The organism is Nostoc sp. 'Peltigera membranacea cyanobiont' 232 (genome assembly GCF_002245985.1).
Taxonomy (GTDB): domain Bacteria; phylum Cyanobacteriota; class Cyanobacteriia; order Cyanobacteriales; family Nostocaceae; genus Nostoc.
Genome location: NZ_NOLK01000023.1, coordinates 1 through 16,424 on the forward strand (window position 1 = coordinate 1; position 16,424 = coordinate 16,424).

Here is a 16,424-nt window from a genome sequence, read left to right on the forward strand (position 1 = left end):
GAGTTCATAGTTATTGGGTACTAGGTACTGGGGATTAGGGATTAGGAACTGGGAACTAGAGACTCGAATCAAGGTAGTGAATTTTTCCCAATCCCCAATCCCCAATTCCCAATCCCCAATCCCCAATTATGCCTATTCCTCTGTTAAATTACTCCCCTTCATCTCGAAACCATCGTGTATCTGGATACGAGATTCTTGGCGACGAACAACCGAGAATTTATACAGTCGAACATCTGCCATCTTCACTAGAAATGGATGTCTTGATTATGGCAGCCTATCGTCAGATTTTCCACGAACAACAGATGCTAAATAGCAATCGCCAAGCCTTTTTGGAATCCCAACTGAGAAACGGTCAAATCACAGTTAGGGATTTTATTCGAGGGTTAGCAATATCTGATGCATTTCGGCGACTCAATTACGAAAGCAACAATAACTACCGCTTCGTGCAGATATGCGTACAGCGTTTCCTTGGTCGTGAGGTTTACAATGAGCGCGAAAAACTAGCCTGGTCGATTGTGCTAGCTACCAAAGGAATACAAGGTTTTATCGATGCTTTAGTGGATAGTGAGGAGTACATTAGTAACTTTGGTTACAATACAGTTCCCTATCAACGGCGACGGATTTTGCAAGGGCGTTCTCAAGGTGAATTACCTTTTGCAAGGATGGCTCGTTATGGCAAAGATTATCGTGACAAATTACCACTTCCTTTAACTAGAAAGCAGCTTGAGCCTTTTACTTTAAAAACCTTTTTACGCAGTTCTGACAGAGACGTGGTGTTATGGCTATTAGCTTCCCTGCTGGGGCTGATTGTCTTGTTTACTTGGCTAACTGTATCTGGTTACTTGCCAAAGTTGGGCGGATACTAGCTGAGAATTGAACAAAGTGCGATCGCCTAATATAGCGATCGCACTCTACTTTTCAAAAATGTAGAATAGGCAATTTGCACCAGAAGCGCCTCTGCATAGAACAAAAAACTATTTATCCAATAAGTTCATTCATTTAAAACTCGATTTAACCACTGCATTTATATCAAAATATTTGAAGCAAAACAATGTTGCCGCCACAAGCGCATAAAAAGCTCCAATGTTGGATAAGAAGCCGTCATTTAATCTGTTCGGGTCACTTTTTCATATTTGAAACTATAGACTATTCTTGCGTTGATAGATTTACTGACTGTATAGCCGCTTTAGGAGGAACATTAATTTCTGTTGAGCCGGTTGATAAAATTTGGATGGGCGACCATCGACAGGTTCTTCTTTATCGTGTCAAAGCCAGTTTGTTTACGCCTTGTCATCAGTTAAGGCAATACTGGTTTAAGTATGGCGGTTTATACACTAGATTTGATAAACATTGTTAAAAATTTTGATGTCTAATAGCTTCTATGATTGCGTTACGATGTGAGGTAAAAGGCGATAAAAAAGCATTTCTATGATTGTAACTACAGCGAAGTGGACAATAGATGAATATCACAGGATGATCGCGGGAGGCATCCTAGACGATCGACATGTGGAACTACTAAAGGGAGAAATTGTAGAAATGTCACCAGAAGGAGAACCTCATGCCTACTTCAGCAGTGAAGCCGGGGAGTATCTGATTCAACTTTTAGGCAATCGCGCCACGGTTCGCCCTAGTAAACCGATTACCCTTCCTAACAACTCTGAACCTGAGCCTGATATTGCTGTTGTACAAAGATTGGGACGTGAATATTTAGAACATCATCCCTACCCTGAAAATATCTTCTGGTTAATCGAATATTCAGATTCCAGCTTAGATAAGGACTTACAAATAAAAACTAAAATCTATGCTGAAGTAGAAATTCCTGAATATTGGGTAGTTAATCTTCAAAAGCGACAACTTATAGTATTTCGAGATCCTCAAGATGGAGAATATGCTTCAAAAAACACATTAACTGGAGGCACTATTTACCCACAAGCATTTCCAGATTTGGCTATATCAGTAAGTTTGATCGTGAGTATTTAGAAGTAGAAATTTCGGCATTGGTTTCTGGATAATCTCACCATCAATATAAATACTTGCAGGCTTTGTTTCTGGCAACTTTAGAAACTCTTCCAGGGTTAGGGATGCAGATTTTGCAACACTCATGACTTCTGCCACTCCGAAAATCCTACATTCAGAGTAGACTAGAAAACGCAAATTTCCCAAAGCTCAACTTTGTTGGGAGCAATGCAGCAATTTTGTCTAGGATTTGATGAGTATTCTATTAGAAAAATCCAAATGCATACTTTATTTATCCAATCTCTCATTCAGATGCTGATGCCAAATTTTAGTGTTATCAATCTCGCCCCTTTCGGTATTGGCTTTAGCATTGTTGCTTTGGGGGTAATTTACTATTTTCTCAACCTGGAAGTAACTAGACGGCAACGAGCAGAAGTAATTCTGCGGCAACAAACTGAGCGGGAACGGTTAGTAAATCAGATTGCTCAACACATCCGTGAGTCTCTGGATTTAGAAGAGGTTCTTACTACCACAGTTACAGAAGTGCGCGAGTTTCTCAAAGTAGATCGGGTGTTAATTTATCGACTTTGGGAAGATGGCACTGGTAGCGCAATTACTGAAACAGTTTTACCTGAATATACAAAAATTTTGGGAGAAACTTTTCCAGAAGAAGTGTTTCCGAAAGAATATCACCAAGCTTATTCATTGGGGAAAACCCGCGCGATCGCTAATGTTGAACAAGCTGATGTCGAAGCATGTCTGGCAGACTTCGTGAAACAATTCGGTGTCAAAGCCAAGTTGGTAGTGCCAATTCTCCAAGAAAATCGGCAAGCTGATAAACAACGAGATAGCAAAACTCCTGCTTCTACCCCTTATCTTTGGGGCTTATTGATTGCCCATCAGTGCGATCGCACCCGCATCTGGGAATCTTGGGAAATTGAGTTGATGAAGCAACTTGCAACCCAGGTGGCGATCGCTATCCAACAATCAGAACTTTACAAACAGCTACAAACACTCAACGCTGAATTAGAACACCGCGTCCAACAACGGACTCAAGAGTTAGCTAAAGCTAATGTTTCCCTCCGAGCCGAAATAGCTGAACGTCAACGCACCCAAGCCGCCTTACAAGCTTTAATTACTGCCTCTCCTCGCGCCATCTTCACACTTGATTTAGAAGGAAATGTGAAAATCTGGAACCCTGCTGCTGAACGCATGTTTGGCTGGACAGAGGCGGAGGTAATTGACCGTCCTAACCCAATTTTTTTAGATGACCAATTAGAAGAATACAATACTCTCCAACAAAGCATATTACAAGGAACAACTTATACCAGAGTGGAATTGCGCCGTTTTAAAAAAGATGGCACTGCGATCGATATAGTTTTCTCCGCCGCTCCCTTACATGATAGTGACGATAGTATTAACGGCATGGTGGCAGTGATTGCTGATATTACCCATCAAAGGCAGCAGGAAGAACAAGTTAGATTGCTGCAATCTGTGGTTGTAAATACGAATGATGCTGTAGTTATCACTGAAGCCCAACCCGTTGGCGAACCGGGGCCAAATATTATCTATGTTAATGAAGCATTTACCCGAATCACAGGTTACAGCCTGCAAGAAGTTTTAGGTAAAACGCCCCGTATCCTGCAAGGAGCGAAAACAAGTCGCGCTGAACTCGATAAAGTCTGGACTGCCCTTTCTCGTTGGGAACCAGTCACCGTTCAGGTAATTAACTACCGCAAAGATGGCTCGGAATTCTGGAATGAATTTAGCATTGTCCCCGTAGCTGATAAAACTGGCTGGTATACCCACTGGATATCAGTCCAACGTGACATTACTGGACGCAAGCAAGCTGAACAGGCGTTACGCCAAAGCGAAGAACGCTTCCGCTCATTAATTGAAAATGCTTTAGATATTGTCAAAATTCTGGATGTAGATGGTTCTATTCGTTACGAAAGTCCTTCTGTAGAAAAAGTTTTGGGTTATCCACCAGCAGAACTAATTGGCAAAAACTTATTAGATTACATTCACCAAGACGATTTTGTTAATATCTACCATAGTTTTATTCATGCTATCGAAAATTCAGAAGTTACTGCTCTAATCGAGTTTCGTTGTCGCCACAAAGATGGCTCGTGGCGGATGCTAGAAGCGATTAGCCAGAAATTTCTAGATAATACAGCAGATACTAAAATTATGGTTAACTGCCGCGACATTACAGAACGCAAGCGGCTAGATGAAATTCGGATGGCACTAGAGCGAGAGAGAGAACTCAGCGTCTTGAAAACACGTTTTTTTTCAATGGCATCTCACGAGTTTCGTACTCCTCTAAGTACTGCCTTAGTAGCTGCCCAGTTGCTAGAGAATTGTCAGGATGAATGGGATAACTCTTCTAAGCGACTGAGGAATTTGCAGAGAATTCAACTCTCTGTCAAAAATATGGTTCAGATTCTAGACGATATTTTAACTATCAATCGAGCCGAAACCGGAAAACTAGAATTTAATCCTAAACTTCTAGATTTAGAAGAATTCTGCGGTGATTTTGTGGAAGAAATGCGCCTAAGTACAGACGAGAGGCATACACTTACCTTTGTTTGTCAAGGGAAAGCTGTTCTCGGCTGGGTAGATGAAAGGTTATTGCGTTCTATTCTGTCTAATTTGCTGCTGAATGCAATTAAATATTCTCCTCAAGGGGGGAATGTCGATCTTAGTCTGGAGTTTAAATCAGATACGGTGATTCTCCAAGTTCAAGATCGGGGTATTGGGATTCCGCTAGCAGATCAAAAGCAACTGTTTGAACCGTTTCATCGTGGCAACAATGTTAGAAGCATTCCTGGTACAGGATTAGGATTGGTGGTGGTGAAAAAGTGTGTGGATTTACACCAAGGTGATATTAACATCACCAGTGAAATAGAAATTGGTACAACTTGTGCGATCGCTCTCCCATTATTATAACGAGTGCGATCGCAATAACTTAAGGCAAGAGACGCGATGAATCGCCGTCTTTACAAGAATCTAGGATTTCCATCAAAAAACATTAACCAAACCGTATTGGACGCGGAGCCTCTTAGAATGTATTCCCAGCCTGAAGGTTAGTATAAGTTAAGTTGTAAGTACAGTTTTGCGTTAAAGCGTTTTTAATCCAAGGGGACGCATTGGCATTGTAGCCCGATGCATTGGCATTGTTGCTCGATGCATTGGCATTGTTACCCGACGCATTGGCATTGTTACCCGATGCATTGGCATTGTTACCCGATGCATTGCCATTGTTACCCGATGCATTGGCATTGTTACCCGACGCATTGGCATTGTTACTCGACGCATTAACATTGCAGGGTATTGCCAAATTTAATTCGCAATGAATTAATCAAATGCTGTACTCAGTAATATTGTTCGAGATTGCTGAAACCAGCTTTTGGTAAAGAATTGTAATCCAAAATCCCAAATCTAAAACCCAAAATTCCGATGAGTCCCTGACTACGGTAGTCTAGATGAGAGTGAATTATCGCCTAGTTTGATATATTGTTTTATGACTTCAGTAGTTTCTAGTCCCCCACGCACTATTCGGATCGGCTCGCGCAAAAGCCAACTTGCTCTGGTTCAAACCTACTGGGTACAAGAGCAACTCCAGAAATCCTTTCCTGACATCACTTTTGAAGTCCACACCATGTCTACCCAAGGCGATAAAATCTTGGATGTAGCATTAGCTAAGATTGGCGATAAAGGACTTTTTACTAAAGAACTTGAAGTTGGAATGCTCAATCAAGAGATTGACTTTGCGGTTCATTCTCTCAAGGATCTGCCGACTCACTTACCAGAAGGGTTAACGTTAGCAGCAATCACTGAACGGGAAAACCCAGCCGATGCATTAGTGGTGCATGAAAAGCATAAAGATAAACAAATCGATACGTTACCAGAAGGTGCGGTAATTGGTACATCTTCTCTACGGCGTTTAGCACAGTTACGCCATCATTTTCCTCACTTTACGTTTAAGGATGTGCGGGGAAACTTGATTACACGGTTGGCAAAACTGGATGCAGGCGAATACGATGCCTTAATTTTGGCAGCAGCAGGGTTAGAGAGATTGGGAATGGGCGATCGCGTTCATCAAGTTCTACCTAAAGAAATCTCCCTTCACGCCGTTGGACAAGGAGCTTTGGGGATAGAATGTCGTGCTGATGATAGTGAAGTGCTATCTCTACTCAAAGCAATTGAACATACCGAAACACGCGATCGCTGTCTCGCCGAACGCTCCTTTTTACGGTCTTTAGAGGGCGGCTGTCAAGTACCTATTGGTGTAAATACAGAAATATCTGGTGAGAATTTGACCTTAACCGGGATAGTCGCCAGTGTAGATGGTCAAAAGTTCGTCAAAGATACCGTCACCGGACTTGCCAATAACGCCGAAGCACTAGGTATAGAACTAGCAGAACTGTTGCGACAACAGGGAGCGCAAGAAATTTTATCAGAAATTTTTGCGGTGATTCAGCGCGGTTCCTAAGCAATTGGGCAAGCCGATGTGATTAGATAAGAATTGATCGCCGTTGCACTGATGTGCCAGACGCGACTTGTTGCGTTGGTCGGGATTCAGAAAGTTGATTTGACAATATAGACTCAGGGAAGCAAAAATTACCATGCGGATTCTATTTGTTGCAGCAGAAGCAGCACCCGTTGCGAAAGTAGGAGGAATGGGTGATGTTGTCGGGGCATTACCCAAAGTCCTGAGAGAAATGGGGCATGATGTGCGGATATTCTTGCCTTACTACGGCTTCCTGCCAGACAAAATGGAAATTCCCCAAGAACCCATCTGGTGGGGAGATGCCATGTTCCAGCACTTTGCAGTATATGAAAGTGTTCTACCTGGTACTGATGTTCCCTTGTACTTATTTGGACATCCGGCCTTCATGCCGCGCCGCATCTATTCTGGAGATGATGAAGATTGGCGGTTCACATTGTTTTCTAATGGTGCAGCCGAGTTTGCCTGGAATTACTGGAAGCCAGATGTTATCCATTGTCACGATTGGCATACAGGGATGATTCCGGTGTGGATGCACCAAGATCCTGATATCACCACAGTGTTTACCATCCATAACCTGGCTTATCAAGGGCCGTGGCGTTGGTATTTAGAGAAAATTACTTGGTGTCCCTGGTATATGCAAGGACACAACGTAATGGCGGCGGCTGTACAATTTGCCAACAAGGTAAATACAGTTTCGCCCACTTATGCCGAGCAAATCAAGACACCTACTTACGGTGAAACATTAGAAGGTTTGCTGTCTTTTATTAGCGGTAAATTATCTGGGATTATCAACGGTATTGATAGTGAAGTATATAATCCCAAAAATGACAAATACATTGAGCAAACTTTTACTGGTGATACTTTAGAAAAACGCAAAGCCAATAAAATTGCTTTGCAACAAGAATTAGGATTAGAAGTTAACTCCAAAGCCTTTTTTATTGGGATTGTGACCCGATTAGTGGAACAAAAAGGCATTGATTTGATATTGCAAATCCTCGATCGCTTCCTATCTTATACAGATGCCCAGTTTGTTTTGCTAGGGACAGGCGATCGCTACTATGAAACTCAGATGTGGGAATTAGCATCCCGCTTTCCCGGACGCATGGCAACTTATCTACTGTATAACGATGCCCTGTCTCGTCGCATCTACGCTGGTACTGATGCCTTCTTAATGCCTAGTCGTTTTGAACCATGCGGTATTAGCCAAATGATGGCTTTGCGCTATGGTTCTGTGCCCATTGTCCGCCGCACAGGTGGATTAGTTGACACCGTAAGCCATTACGATCCTGAAAATGCCGCAGGTACCGGTTATTGCTTTGACCGCTATGAACCGCTAGACCTTTTCACATGTATGATCCGGGCTTGGGAAGGTTTCCGTTTCAAACCGCAATGGCAAGAACTACAAAAACGGGGCATGAGTGAAGATTTTAGTTGGTATCAATCTGCCAAAGAGTATGTGAAGTTGTACAGGTCTATTTTCGGTTTGCCAGAAGAAGAAGAGACACCACAACCAGAGGTAGTGTTAAACGAAGCAGTCACCAATAGCAAGTCCTAAAACGCTAGGGTGCAAAGGGATCATTGATGTTGACTTAGCCCAGGGAATGGAATTCGCAGCTACACAGACAAAGCCCACCGACCTGGGCTAATAGAAAATTAACAATAGGCTTAAGCCGAATGGCACTAAGTTAAGCTGAAGGGTAAGCGGCGTAAGGATTGCAGAGGGGCAGGGGTGCAGAGGAGCGGAGGAGCAGGGGAGAAAGAAGAAATTTTAGGCATTGCGTTCAGATATTTAGAAAATCCCCTCTGCACCCCTGCTGCCTCAACGATTTTCCCTTATCAAGCGTGCCATTCGGCTTAAGCCTATTGTCTTTAACCCGCGCAGGCGGGTTTTGTGTGTGTAGTAGGTTTCTAACCGCCCTTTTAACTAAACCCTAACTATTGAGTACTTGTCGCTTTCGCCCTAATTAACCAATCACGATCGCTAGCGCAAATTTCCCGACCAGATGAGTCGCCTAAGCGGTCTAGCGCTAATAAACAAGCATATTTCAAATCCCAAATCGGCGTATTGAGACAAATCTTGAGTTCATGAATTGCTCGTGAATCACCCAATTCACCAAGAGCGATCGCACACGCTGCACGAGATTTTTGAAACTGGGGTTCGCGGTTGTGTAGGTTTTCTATTAATAAATCGTAAGCGGGAGCGTATTTTAGCCAGCCGAAAAGTTTCATTACATGATAATGAGCGCCATAATCGTTATATGCTTTGTCCCCATAAGTTGTTAGGAGCGCTTGGGATGCTTCTTCTGCATAGATATCTAATAAGGTTTTTGTTGCTAAATAGCAGCGGCCAAAATCGGTTTCGTAGAGTTCGTTAATGATAAAATCTAATACAGGGGTTGCGTCATACTCATGTACTAGATCGAGGTCGTTGGGACGATCGTCAAGTACTTGTTCTAAGTAAGGTTGAATTTCTGTAAAGGTAATTTCACCACTGGGAACGCCTGCATCTAAAAGCATCCGCAAACCTCGCAACCTAAACACCAGAGAGACAGGACAACGAGCAATTTCTGGGATGGCTTTGTAGTAGCGTGCATCAATCAAGTCTTGAATACAACCCCGCCGTGCATTGACGCTAGTACTTTGCAGCAGCGCCATCACCTCAGTGATTTGGGAGTAGTCACCGGTGAACCGACAAACCGTAGCGATCGCCGCACTACGAGTAGGTTCATCTTCCACTTGGGTAAATTTATTTACCCGTTCTAAAGACGACTGATAATCAGCATTAGCTAAGGTGTGAATAATTACTCGATAAATTTGACCTGGTTTATCCAGTAGTTGCGCCACTTCTTCGAGAATTTCTGGATCTTTAGTCCCGATTTCCCCGATCGCCCACACGGTATTTTCAACAGTATAAATATCATCATCTTTGAGGCATTGCCGAATTACAGGTAAAGCTGATTCAGCCTGCAATCGTCCTAGACTTTCCACAGCCTTGCGGCGGACAATGCGGTGGTCTAACTCGTCAGGGTTACTGGTTTCAATCGCCCGTACCAAAGCTGCGATCGATTGCTCAGTGGGGAAGTTAATTAGATGGGAAACAGCAATATACTTATCAGAAGCGTCTTCGAGTTGTTCTAATGGTGTATCGATAATTGCGATCGCTTGATCTTCTGTTAGCCCAAACATTTTAAAAAAACGTTTATCCATTGATCTATAAATGGCTTTTGGATAATTGCTCAGAGTTTATGTTTACTATCGTACTAGGGATTGGGTATTGGGCATTGAACCTTGGATGACCAAAATAGTTAAGTCAGAGTTGCAATATCTAACAACAAGCTACTTCGCGTCTACACAGCTATTTGAGAATGATAAAAACAGAGTATGAATAATTATTTAGATGACTACGAATTTAATAACCTCGATTTTTACAGAAAAAATCATGGGTTACAGCTTTATTACAATTGGTCTGGAGAAATTTGGTGGCAAGAAACACCAGACAAGGAAAAAGAAAAATTGTTTTCTATTATTGGGATGAATGCTACCAAAGTATTTCTCAAACCCGATCCTGAACACGGTGAAGTCGGATATCGCATCAATAGAGAGTTGGGTTTATTTTGTAACCCTGACACCCAAGAGATTCTGCACTTTTGGAAATCACCAACAGCAAGTCAACCAGTACCAGTAGTTCACATTGCTAACCGCATTGTCCAAGGGTCAGTCAAACCAAAGAAATTTGTTATACCCAAAGACAAGGGATATATTACCTCTGTTATGGAAATTCCTTTAGAATACCCGCATCCCTTAGCAGGAGATAGTAAATATTTAGATTATTGCCCTGGAGAAAAGTTTAAGGGAGTTGAGTACTTTATATCAAATACTTGCCGCCCCGATGCAACTGATGTTCCTCCTGCAAAGTGGGCGAGAGACTGTCCTTGGATGCCCTGGATGAAATTAGGATATGCTCATCCAGCTAAATTAAGATTTGAAACAACAATATTTAGAGTAGATTCTTTTGAGCAGCTTCATCCTAGCTTGGTCAAGCTGGTAAGAGAAAAAGTACCAATTTATGAGTTCACGCCACCAGAAAGTGATGAGCCGAATATAACAAGTATTCAATACTTTAAGAAAAATTTTGAATCTTACTTACGAGGAGATACTTTCCCACTAGAGGAAACATCTTAAAATAATTGGGAATTGGGAATTGGTAATTAATTTTGAAGATTTCTATCAAAAAGCTTTACCAGTGGTAACGCGATCTGAGAAGATCGGAATATATGTATGTGTCAGCTATAGGAATCATATTTGATTTTTGAACAAAATTAGGTATTGTAGGGTGTGTTAGAACGCAGTTCGTAACGCACCATCATCAAGGGTTTAATGCGTTACGCTGTCGTTAACACACCCTACCTATCTTTTCAGAAATCAAATACTAGTCCTATATTAGTTAGTTGCCTCTTGCCAATAGTTCAATTTTATGCATTTGCTAAGTGCCGATCTTTAGCGACCAAACAAATACAAACGATAGTCGAACACTGACTACACATCATTTATATAAACACGCATTTAGGAAACAAAAGTTATGGATGAAACCTCAGAATTCACAAAAACCGATAACATAACCCCTCAAGATGTTGCAGAAGTGATTGCAGAACTTGAGCTATATCGGGAACGTCTAGTTCAAGAAACTACAGAAACAGCAAAACGGGCTAAGTTGATGAGAGTAAATGTTATGGCACAACTGGAGCCTGAGCTTGCCAAGATTGATTCTGCCCTCCAAGAACTCCGTAATCAGCAAGCTGCTCTGAGCGCCAATAACTAGTAATCATCTTGATAATTTAGCTAAAAGTCACATGCTCAACTCCAAAACTCAATCCGGGGAGGATTCGTTAAATCTCTCTCAGGCAGAAACTGATGCAATACTAGCAGCAGTCAATGAGCAATTAGGCTTAAACTCCTTCAACCCTGACGATCAACAGCTACTCAAGCAGATGATTGAGAGTATGGGAGACTCACGGGGGATGATTCGGTTGAGTTTTGCAGAGGCGTTGGGTAAAGTTGGGAAACCGGCAACCCCTTTGTTGATGGAAGCTGTAGCAAATCACCCAAACCCAGTTGTCCGCAGAGCCAGCGCCAAAACCCTGACACTCATTGCCGATCCGATCGCAATTCCCACCCTGGTTAATGCCCTCTTAAATGACGAAGATACGGTTGTTAAAACTTCGGCGGTGGGAGGACTTGCCAAAATCGGTGAGGCAGCTGTGCCAGCATTGCTGCAAATCTTAGCATCAACAGAGTATCCAGAAAGTGCCAAAGGTCATGCAGTATGGGCGCTGGGATTTATTGGGGCAGAAGCGAAGGAGCATTTATATCGAGAAATTAACTCAGACTCGGCTGATGTTCGGGCTGCGGTGGTGGGTGCGATCGCTAAAATCGCTGAAGAAGGCACTGAAGAGGGAGCATTTAAAATCCTGGTAAACGCCCTCACTGATTCATCCCCAATGGTGCGGTGTGAAGCGGCATCTGCTTTGGGTAGCCTAGCTTATCAACCAGCGATTCCGAATCTGGTGGAGTTACTGCATCATCCCGATTGGGAAACTCGAAAAGCGGCGGCTCTGGCATTGATGAAAATTGGCGATCGCACTGCCTTAGAACCCCTGCAAGCCGCATTAACCCAAGAAGAGGAAGCAGGAGTCCGGGTGGTGATCGAGTTGGCGATTTCTCAAATTGAGTAAGTCACAAGCTAAGGCACTCGGAGATTACTTCAAGGTAACACCCAGTCTGTTCATCTAATGTATCCGTCGTACTGGGATTAATCAAGGTAGTTGCATTTAAGAGCGATCGCTCTTTTATCTTTTATATTTAATCACCTGATCTAATCGGGGCAAAGCACTCACTGCTGATTCACGAATGTATGGATCAACAGATTCATCATTTGTCAATGCCATCAGCACTTCCACACCTCGGATATCACCCATCGAACCGAGTGCATTAACGATCGCTACAGCCAGCGCAACATTATCTATTGTTTTTAAAGCTTCAGCTAAAATCTCAAAGGCAGGAGAACCGATTTCACCTAGCGCCATTACTGATGCGATATAAACAACGGCATTTGGGTCATTGAGCGCAGTTTTTAATCCCTGTAAGCCTTCATCTGGAAAAGGAACATCTGGATGGTTAGCAGCAATCTGTGCCAGAGCCTTAGCACAACTACCCCGAATAGTCGCATTCTCGCTATTTACTAATGACTCTACCAGTGGCGGCACAGCATCTACACCAATAGCACCCAGTGCCTTGACCGCAGCTCGACGGTAAGTCACATCTTCTTCATCCAAAATACCCATCAGGCGAGGAATGGTATTTTCATCCCGAACCTCAGCCAGTTCCCACATAGCTCGTTCCCGCAGATTGGGGTTGGGGTGTTTCAACTGTTCAAATAGAGAATCTATTGTCATAAAAGAAAATTTTCTGGTTGAAATCCCCCAAGTGAAATCATGAATTACGAATTAGTTACAACTTAGGGACTCTTGGTCAATTACTCAACCAGATACAGGCAAAGCAACAGACTGAGAGTCCCTGAGTTTTAGAGTATGACGATCCCTCGTCTACGTCTAGTCAAATCCTATTACTATGAAAGGGAGTTGATTACGTAGTCAAGAAGAGCGCGGAACTCAACCAACGCTTGAGGAGACAAGTCGCGAGGAGAGCAAGCGCGATCGCGAGTGTAAGTCAACGCGGTAACGTAAGGAGCTGTGGGCAGACCCAAAGAGCGATAAACTTCACGAGCCCCTGCAATACCCCACTCATCTAGAGGGCCAGTACCACCTACAACTAAGCTGTAGTTGATCAAGCGTAGGTAGTGCTTGATGTCGCGGAGGCACTTGTCTTTCTTGACTTGGGTAGCGCCAGCTTCGCCTTCTTGGGTGAGGTAAGGATATTTCTTGAAGGCAGCATCATAAGCTTCCTTCGCTACGTTATCGATACCAGTAGCTAGCTTTTCAGCAGCTTCTAGACGAGCAGTAGCACGTTGAATGCTACCTTGAACGGATTCTAGATCGGAGGTGGTTGGAAAACGACCTGCTGCATCAGCAGAGCCAATAACCGTAGTGATAACTGATTTCATTGCTTTTTATACTCCAGATTAGATTTGATCGAGTTCTAATTTCAGTTTGCTTGGCTAATAGCCTTTAGCCATGAGCTATTAGCTCAGAGCAGAAATAACGCGATCGAAGTAGCTAGCAGCTTCAGCAGCTAGAGCAGAGCAGTCGCCTTGAGGAGTGTCCAATTTACGGAATCTCTTGCCAGCGTTAGCTTCAGTGTTGGTGTTTGTGATGTGAGCGACGCTGATAGCCTTCAGGATTTGGAAAGCGCGTACAGACGATCCAGTTGGTACGCCCAAAGCTGTGTAGGTTTCTTTCAGACCGTTCAAAGCGCGATCGTCTAATACGGAAGAATCACCAGCCAATAGTGCATAAGTTACGTAGCGCAGAACGATTTCAGCATCACGTAGGCAAGCAGCCATGCGGCGAGTGGGGTATAAGTTACCACCAGCTTGAAGCAAACCTGTGTTTTCACAAGCAATCCCAGCGATCGCATCAGAAACCGCACAGCTAGCGTTGCTGGCGATCGCATTCACTGCATCAAGGCGCTTATTGCCTTCAGCAATGAAAGACTTAAGAGCTGCTAAGTCATTACCACCGATAGGAGCGGTTTTGGCATCAGCCGCAATTACAGCTCTAGAAAAAGCATCAAGAACCATGAGTTCTCCTTAATATTCACAAATGGCGGATATTATTTTTGGCCTGTTCTCGATCAGAATTAACTGCGAGTAGCCAAAGAAAAACATAGGGGATCGTTAGTACCCTAGTCTTTACTATGAGAGACAAAGTAATAATCTGTAATATTTAATTTGGCTATTGGGCATAGAGAAAATGACTTGGGGACAAGGAGAAAGACTTGTTGCAGGTTCTCACTCACATCATCTTGTCCCCAATTCTCCTCTTCCAATCCAAGAGGCTGCACCAACGGCAAAGCTAAGTAAAAGTACCCAAAAAATTAAGACTTACGCATTTCAATGGAATTTTGCCACTGCGTAAGTCTTAAGGAAAGAATATTCTTTATTACTCAATCAAGCTTGTTTTAGAAGATGTTTAACTAAATTATCTTTTACCATCATCTGCCGTAAAACTTCTAATAAAAATTCCTGAGCCTCTTGTTGACTCAAGTTCTTTACCTGGTCTTTCAAGTTCTTTAAGCGAAACTGTTGTTCTAAGGTTAGTTCGACTGGAAAATCCATCATTCATTCCTCTGATTGACTGAATCGAAGGTATTTAAGGTATTTGTTGTTATTGCTAATGTGAAGACGATCGCTTTCTACTACTTTAGCACTGAGATATTAAATTGTCTACATTGTCAAGCTATAAAGAATAGGACTCATAAAAGTTTACAATTACGGAATAACATCTCTATATCACCCTTTGTAAGGAGTTTGTTGAAGCCGATCGCTAATCGCTGTAATGTTTAGAATGTTTGTATACCAATAACTGTAAAAAGAAAAAACAAGGTAAACATCATCCGCAGGAGTCATAAGTAGGAGTCAGAAGATTGATAGACGCAATGGAATTTTTCCAGCTAAGTGCTGGTAAGTGGCGATCGCAACGGGCAACTCATCATTTGGCATTCAAGCGCTCAGAAACGGGAGAATCGGAAATACAGGTAGAAACTCTGGAAGCCAATCATCCAGAAATCATTGAACTGTGCCAGTACCATGAAATTGACCCCAGCCTTTCAGTAGGAGGGTCGCGTGTGCGTTGGCTAGGTACAATGGCTTGGGATAGAGAGGGTGAAGATAACCATCAGGGAAAAACCATATTTGCGATCGTGCCTGATGGCGATAACCCAAGGGCTGGCAAATTACTGCGCGAAAGAGGCTATGCCGAGATTGTGCCTGTAGTCGGTCTTTTTCACATGGATGATGAAGATGGACTAGTCTTGACAACCGAATACGAAACAATGAGTTCCATTGAGAGATTCTGGTTCGCCAGCCCAAATATGCGAATGCGAACCAGTACGGTAAAACGATTTGGTGGTTTCAGTACAGCATCCTTTTGTACTGAAAGCCGCATTGAGAATTCTGTTGAGGTTTCCAACACAGAACAGGTAACAGAAAGAGTTGGGCAGGATGTTCTGGAAAAAAGACAGTTTTATTCAGTTTTGGGCTGGTGAATTATCTCAAGCAGAGCAATGCTTTTATTCGTGGGCAAGATTACCTGCATCGGGTGCAGGGACTTGCCCTAGAGCCGGGGATGGTGAATGTGTTCGATAACCTGCGCGATCGCATCCCCATTTGTAGTTGGATTGGCGAGAATATTAACACCGTTAACGCTCAGATCAACGTCTATCTTGAAGTTTGTCATGAGTGCTTTCATCCGCAAGAGCGTCGCCACATCCAGATTTTTGCAGTCCCCATAGCTCAATCCTTCGGTATAGACGGATTGTGCAACATTCTCACAAATCCAATTACGATTCTGGTAGATGTCGGTCGAGTTGCACCTAAAGACTGGTTTGGTGTAGTCGTCCATGAATATGCCCATGCCCATCTAGGAGACTTTGGTCACAACCAGCAGTTTGCTAGCATCCTGTCTCATCTATGTTTAGGACTGGGATTAGAACCACCCTACTGGGAGGCAGGGATGGAGGCAACTTTGCGTAGCTGGCCTTACTGTAAATCAACCATAGATCCTCTGGAATTTTGGATAGGTCATTGAAGGGGCAGGGGCGAAGGAGATTTTCCAATTCCCCATTCCCATTAATTTCTTTTGCTAAGTTTTAAAAATTATTGCTTCAATTAAAAAAAGTGAAACTCAATCTTCTAATCTAAGATATGTGAACAAAAGTTTTTTAGTTTTTGACAGTAAGTTGATTTGGCTGGAAGCTCTACTACCTTGAATTGATTAGC

The 16,424-nt window shown here is 42.9% G+C and carries 17 protein-coding genes and 1 pseudogene; 11 read left to right on the plus strand and 7 right to left on the minus strand.

Annotated features, from left to right (window positions below):
- Nucleotides 1–128 precede the first annotated feature (128 nt).
- Both CDG79_RS10260 and CDG79_RS10270 read left to right on the plus strand, forming a co-directional pair.
- Nucleotides 129–866: a phycobilisome rod-core linker polypeptide gene (locus tag CDG79_RS10260; protein WP_094342046.1), complete on the plus strand. Its 738-nt coding sequence runs from the start codon at nt 129–131 to the stop codon at nt 864–866.
- Nucleotides 867–1,428: 562 nt separating this feature from the next.
- Complete coding sequence (locus CDG79_RS10270) at nt 1,429–1,980, plus strand: Uma2 family endonuclease (protein ID WP_094342047.1); 552 nt, start codon at nt 1,429–1,431, stop codon at nt 1,978–1,980.
- Between the two features lie 9 nt (nt 1,981–1,989).
- On the opposite strand, the pseudogene CDG79_RS43590 reads toward CDG79_RS10270, so the two are convergent.
- Nucleotides 1,990–2,103 (minus strand): annotated as a pseudogene (locus CDG79_RS43590) (Uma2 family endonuclease); the annotation flags it as partial.
- Between the two features lie 171 nt (nt 2,104–2,274).
- On the opposite strand from CDG79_RS43590, the gene CDG79_RS10275 reads away from it, so the two are divergent.
- Nucleotides 2,275–4,905 (plus strand): sensor histidine kinase, encoded by a 2,631-nt coding sequence (locus tag CDG79_RS10275; protein WP_094342099.1) that lies wholly within the window; start codon nt 2,275–2,277, stop codon nt 4,903–4,905.
- Between the two features lie 112 nt (nt 4,906–5,017).
- Here the strand turns inward: CDG79_RS10275 and CDG79_RS40910 are convergent, their stop codons facing one another.
- Complete coding sequence (locus tag CDG79_RS40910; RefSeq protein ID WP_143855455.1) at nt 5,018–5,296, minus strand: hypothetical protein; 279 nt, start codon at nt 5,294–5,296, stop codon at nt 5,018–5,020.
- Nucleotides 5,297–5,479: 183 nt separating this feature from the next.
- Between CDG79_RS40910 and hemC the strand changes: the two genes are divergently transcribed.
- On the plus strand, nt 5,480–6,451 hold the full coding sequence (gene hemC / locus CDG79_RS10285; protein ID WP_094342049.1) for a hydroxymethylbilane synthase: 972 nt from the start codon (nt 5,480–5,482) through the stop codon (nt 6,449–6,451).
- Between the two features lie 133 nt (nt 6,452–6,584).
- On the plus strand, nt 6,585–8,024 hold the full coding sequence (glgA, locus tag CDG79_RS10290) for a glycogen synthase GlgA (RefSeq protein WP_094342050.1): 1,440 nt from the start codon (nt 6,585–6,587) through the stop codon (nt 8,022–8,024).
- A gap of 380 nt (nt 8,025–8,404) precedes the next feature.
- On the opposite strand, the gene CDG79_RS10295 is transcribed toward glgA, so the two are convergent.
- A complete protein-coding gene (locus CDG79_RS10295; RefSeq protein ID WP_094342051.1) occupies nt 8,405–9,676 on the minus strand; it encodes a HEAT repeat domain-containing protein in 1,272 nt (423 codons plus the stop codon).
- A 174-nt stretch (nt 9,677–9,850) separates the two neighbouring features.
- Between CDG79_RS10295 and CDG79_RS10300 the strand changes: the two genes are divergently transcribed.
- The 3 genes from CDG79_RS10300 to CDG79_RS10310 all read left to right on the plus strand — a co-directional run bounded on the left by CDG79_RS10300 (nt 9,851) and on the right by CDG79_RS10310 (nt 12,201).
- Nucleotides 9,851–10,651, plus strand: coding sequence for a DUF1838 family protein (locus CDG79_RS10300; protein WP_094342052.1), 801 nt, complete (start codon nt 9,851–9,853; stop codon nt 10,649–10,651).
- Between the two features lie 397 nt (nt 10,652–11,048).
- Entirely contained in the window at nt 11,049–11,288 is a 240-nt protein-coding gene (locus CDG79_RS10305) for a hypothetical protein (protein WP_094328267.1), read from the plus strand.
- 31 nt (nt 11,289–11,319) lie between these two features.
- Nucleotides 11,320–12,201, plus strand: a complete 882-nt coding sequence (locus CDG79_RS10310) for a HEAT repeat domain-containing protein (protein WP_094342053.1) — start codon at nt 11,320–11,322, stop codon at nt 12,199–12,201.
- 114 nt (nt 12,202–12,315) lie between these two features.
- On the opposite strand, the gene CDG79_RS10315 is transcribed toward CDG79_RS10310, so the two are convergent.
- From CDG79_RS10315 to CDG79_RS10325, 3 genes are all read right to left on the minus strand, one after another.
- Entirely contained in the window at nt 12,316–12,921 is a 606-nt protein-coding gene (locus CDG79_RS10315; RefSeq protein ID WP_094342054.1) for a HEAT repeat domain-containing protein, read from the minus strand.
- 173 nt (nt 12,922–13,094) lie between these two features.
- A complete protein-coding gene (locus CDG79_RS10320) occupies nt 13,095–13,589 on the minus strand; it encodes a bleomycin hydrolase (RefSeq protein ID WP_094328270.1) in 495 nt (164 codons plus the stop codon).
- Between the two features lie 78 nt (nt 13,590–13,667).
- Nucleotides 13,668–14,225 (minus strand): bleomycin hydrolase, encoded by a 558-nt coding sequence (locus CDG79_RS10325; RefSeq protein ID WP_094342055.1) that lies wholly within the window; start codon nt 14,223–14,225, stop codon nt 13,668–13,670.
- A gap of 172 nt (nt 14,226–14,397) precedes the next feature.
- Here CDG79_RS10325 and CDG79_RS42230 point away from each other — a divergent pair, with 172 nt between their 5' ends.
- Entirely contained in the window at nt 14,398–14,562 is a 165-nt protein-coding gene (locus CDG79_RS42230; protein WP_189524948.1) for a hypothetical protein, read from the plus strand.
- A gap of 32 nt (nt 14,563–14,594) precedes the next feature.
- Here the strand turns inward: CDG79_RS42230 and CDG79_RS10330 are convergent, their stop codons facing one another.
- Nucleotides 14,595–14,765, minus strand: coding sequence for an NblA/ycf18 family protein (locus CDG79_RS10330; protein WP_223278088.1), 171 nt, complete (start codon nt 14,763–14,765; stop codon nt 14,595–14,597).
- Nucleotides 14,766–15,073: 308 nt separating this feature from the next.
- Here CDG79_RS10330 and CDG79_RS10335 point away from each other — a divergent pair, with 308 nt between their 5' ends.
- Together CDG79_RS10335 and CDG79_RS10340 are read left to right on the plus strand one after the other, a co-directional pair.
- Nucleotides 15,074–15,691, plus strand: a complete 618-nt coding sequence (locus CDG79_RS10335) for a phycobiliprotein lyase (RefSeq protein ID WP_094342100.1) — start codon at nt 15,074–15,076, stop codon at nt 15,689–15,691.
- Nucleotides 15,688–16,233 (plus strand): hypothetical protein, encoded by a 546-nt coding sequence (locus tag CDG79_RS10340; protein WP_094342057.1) that lies wholly within the window; start codon nt 15,688–15,690, stop codon nt 16,231–16,233. The genes CDG79_RS10335 and CDG79_RS10340 overlap by 4 nt, the downstream gene beginning before the upstream one ends.
- The last annotated feature ends 191 nt before the right edge of the window (nt 16,234–16,424 follow it).

Bases quoted from the DNA above. Each gene is read 5' to 3' on its own strand.
- CDG79_RS10320 (WP_094328270.1), bottom strand. From the start codon at position 13,589: ATGAAATCAGTTATCACTACGGTTATTGGCTCTGCTGATGCAGCAGGT.
- CDG79_RS10275 (WP_094342099.1), top strand. From the start codon at position 2,275: ATGCCAAATTTTAGTGTTATCAATCTCGCCCCTTTCGGTATTGGCTTT.
- CDG79_RS10260 (WP_094342046.1), top strand. From the start codon at position 129: ATGCCTATTCCTCTGTTAAATTACTCCCCTTCATCTCGAAACCATCGT.
- CDG79_RS10310 (WP_094342053.1), top strand. From the start codon at position 11,320: ATGCTCAACTCCAAAACTCAATCCGGGGAGGATTCGTTAAATCTCTCT.
- hemC (WP_094342049.1), top strand. From the start codon at position 5,480: ATGACTTCAGTAGTTTCTAGTCCCCCACGCACTATTCGGATCGGCTCG.
- CDG79_RS10295 (WP_094342051.1), bottom strand. From the start codon at position 9,676: ATGGATAAACGTTTTTTTAAAATGTTTGGGCTAACAGAAGATCAAGCG.
- CDG79_RS10330 (WP_223278088.1), bottom strand. From the start codon at position 14,765: ATGATGGATTTTCCAGTCGAACTAACCTTAGAACAACAGTTTCGCTTA.
- CDG79_RS10315 (WP_094342054.1), bottom strand. From the start codon at position 12,921: ATGACAATAGATTCTCTATTTGAACAGTTGAAACACCCCAACCCCAAT.
- glgA (WP_094342050.1), top strand. From the start codon at position 6,585: ATGCGGATTCTATTTGTTGCAGCAGAAGCAGCACCCGTTGCGAAAGTA.
- CDG79_RS10300 (WP_094342052.1), top strand. From the start codon at position 9,851: ATGAATAATTATTTAGATGACTACGAATTTAATAACCTCGATTTTTAC.
- CDG79_RS10305 (WP_094328267.1), top strand. From the start codon at position 11,049: ATGGATGAAACCTCAGAATTCACAAAAACCGATAACATAACCCCTCAA.
- CDG79_RS10270 (WP_094342047.1), top strand. From the start codon at position 1,429: ATGATTGTAACTACAGCGAAGTGGACAATAGATGAATATCACAGGATG.
- CDG79_RS10325 (WP_094342055.1), bottom strand. From the start codon at position 14,225: ATGGTTCTTGATGCTTTTTCTAGAGCTGTAATTGCGGCTGATGCCAAA.
- CDG79_RS42230 (WP_189524948.1), top strand. From the start codon at position 14,398: ATGACTTGGGGACAAGGAGAAAGACTTGTTGCAGGTTCTCACTCACAT.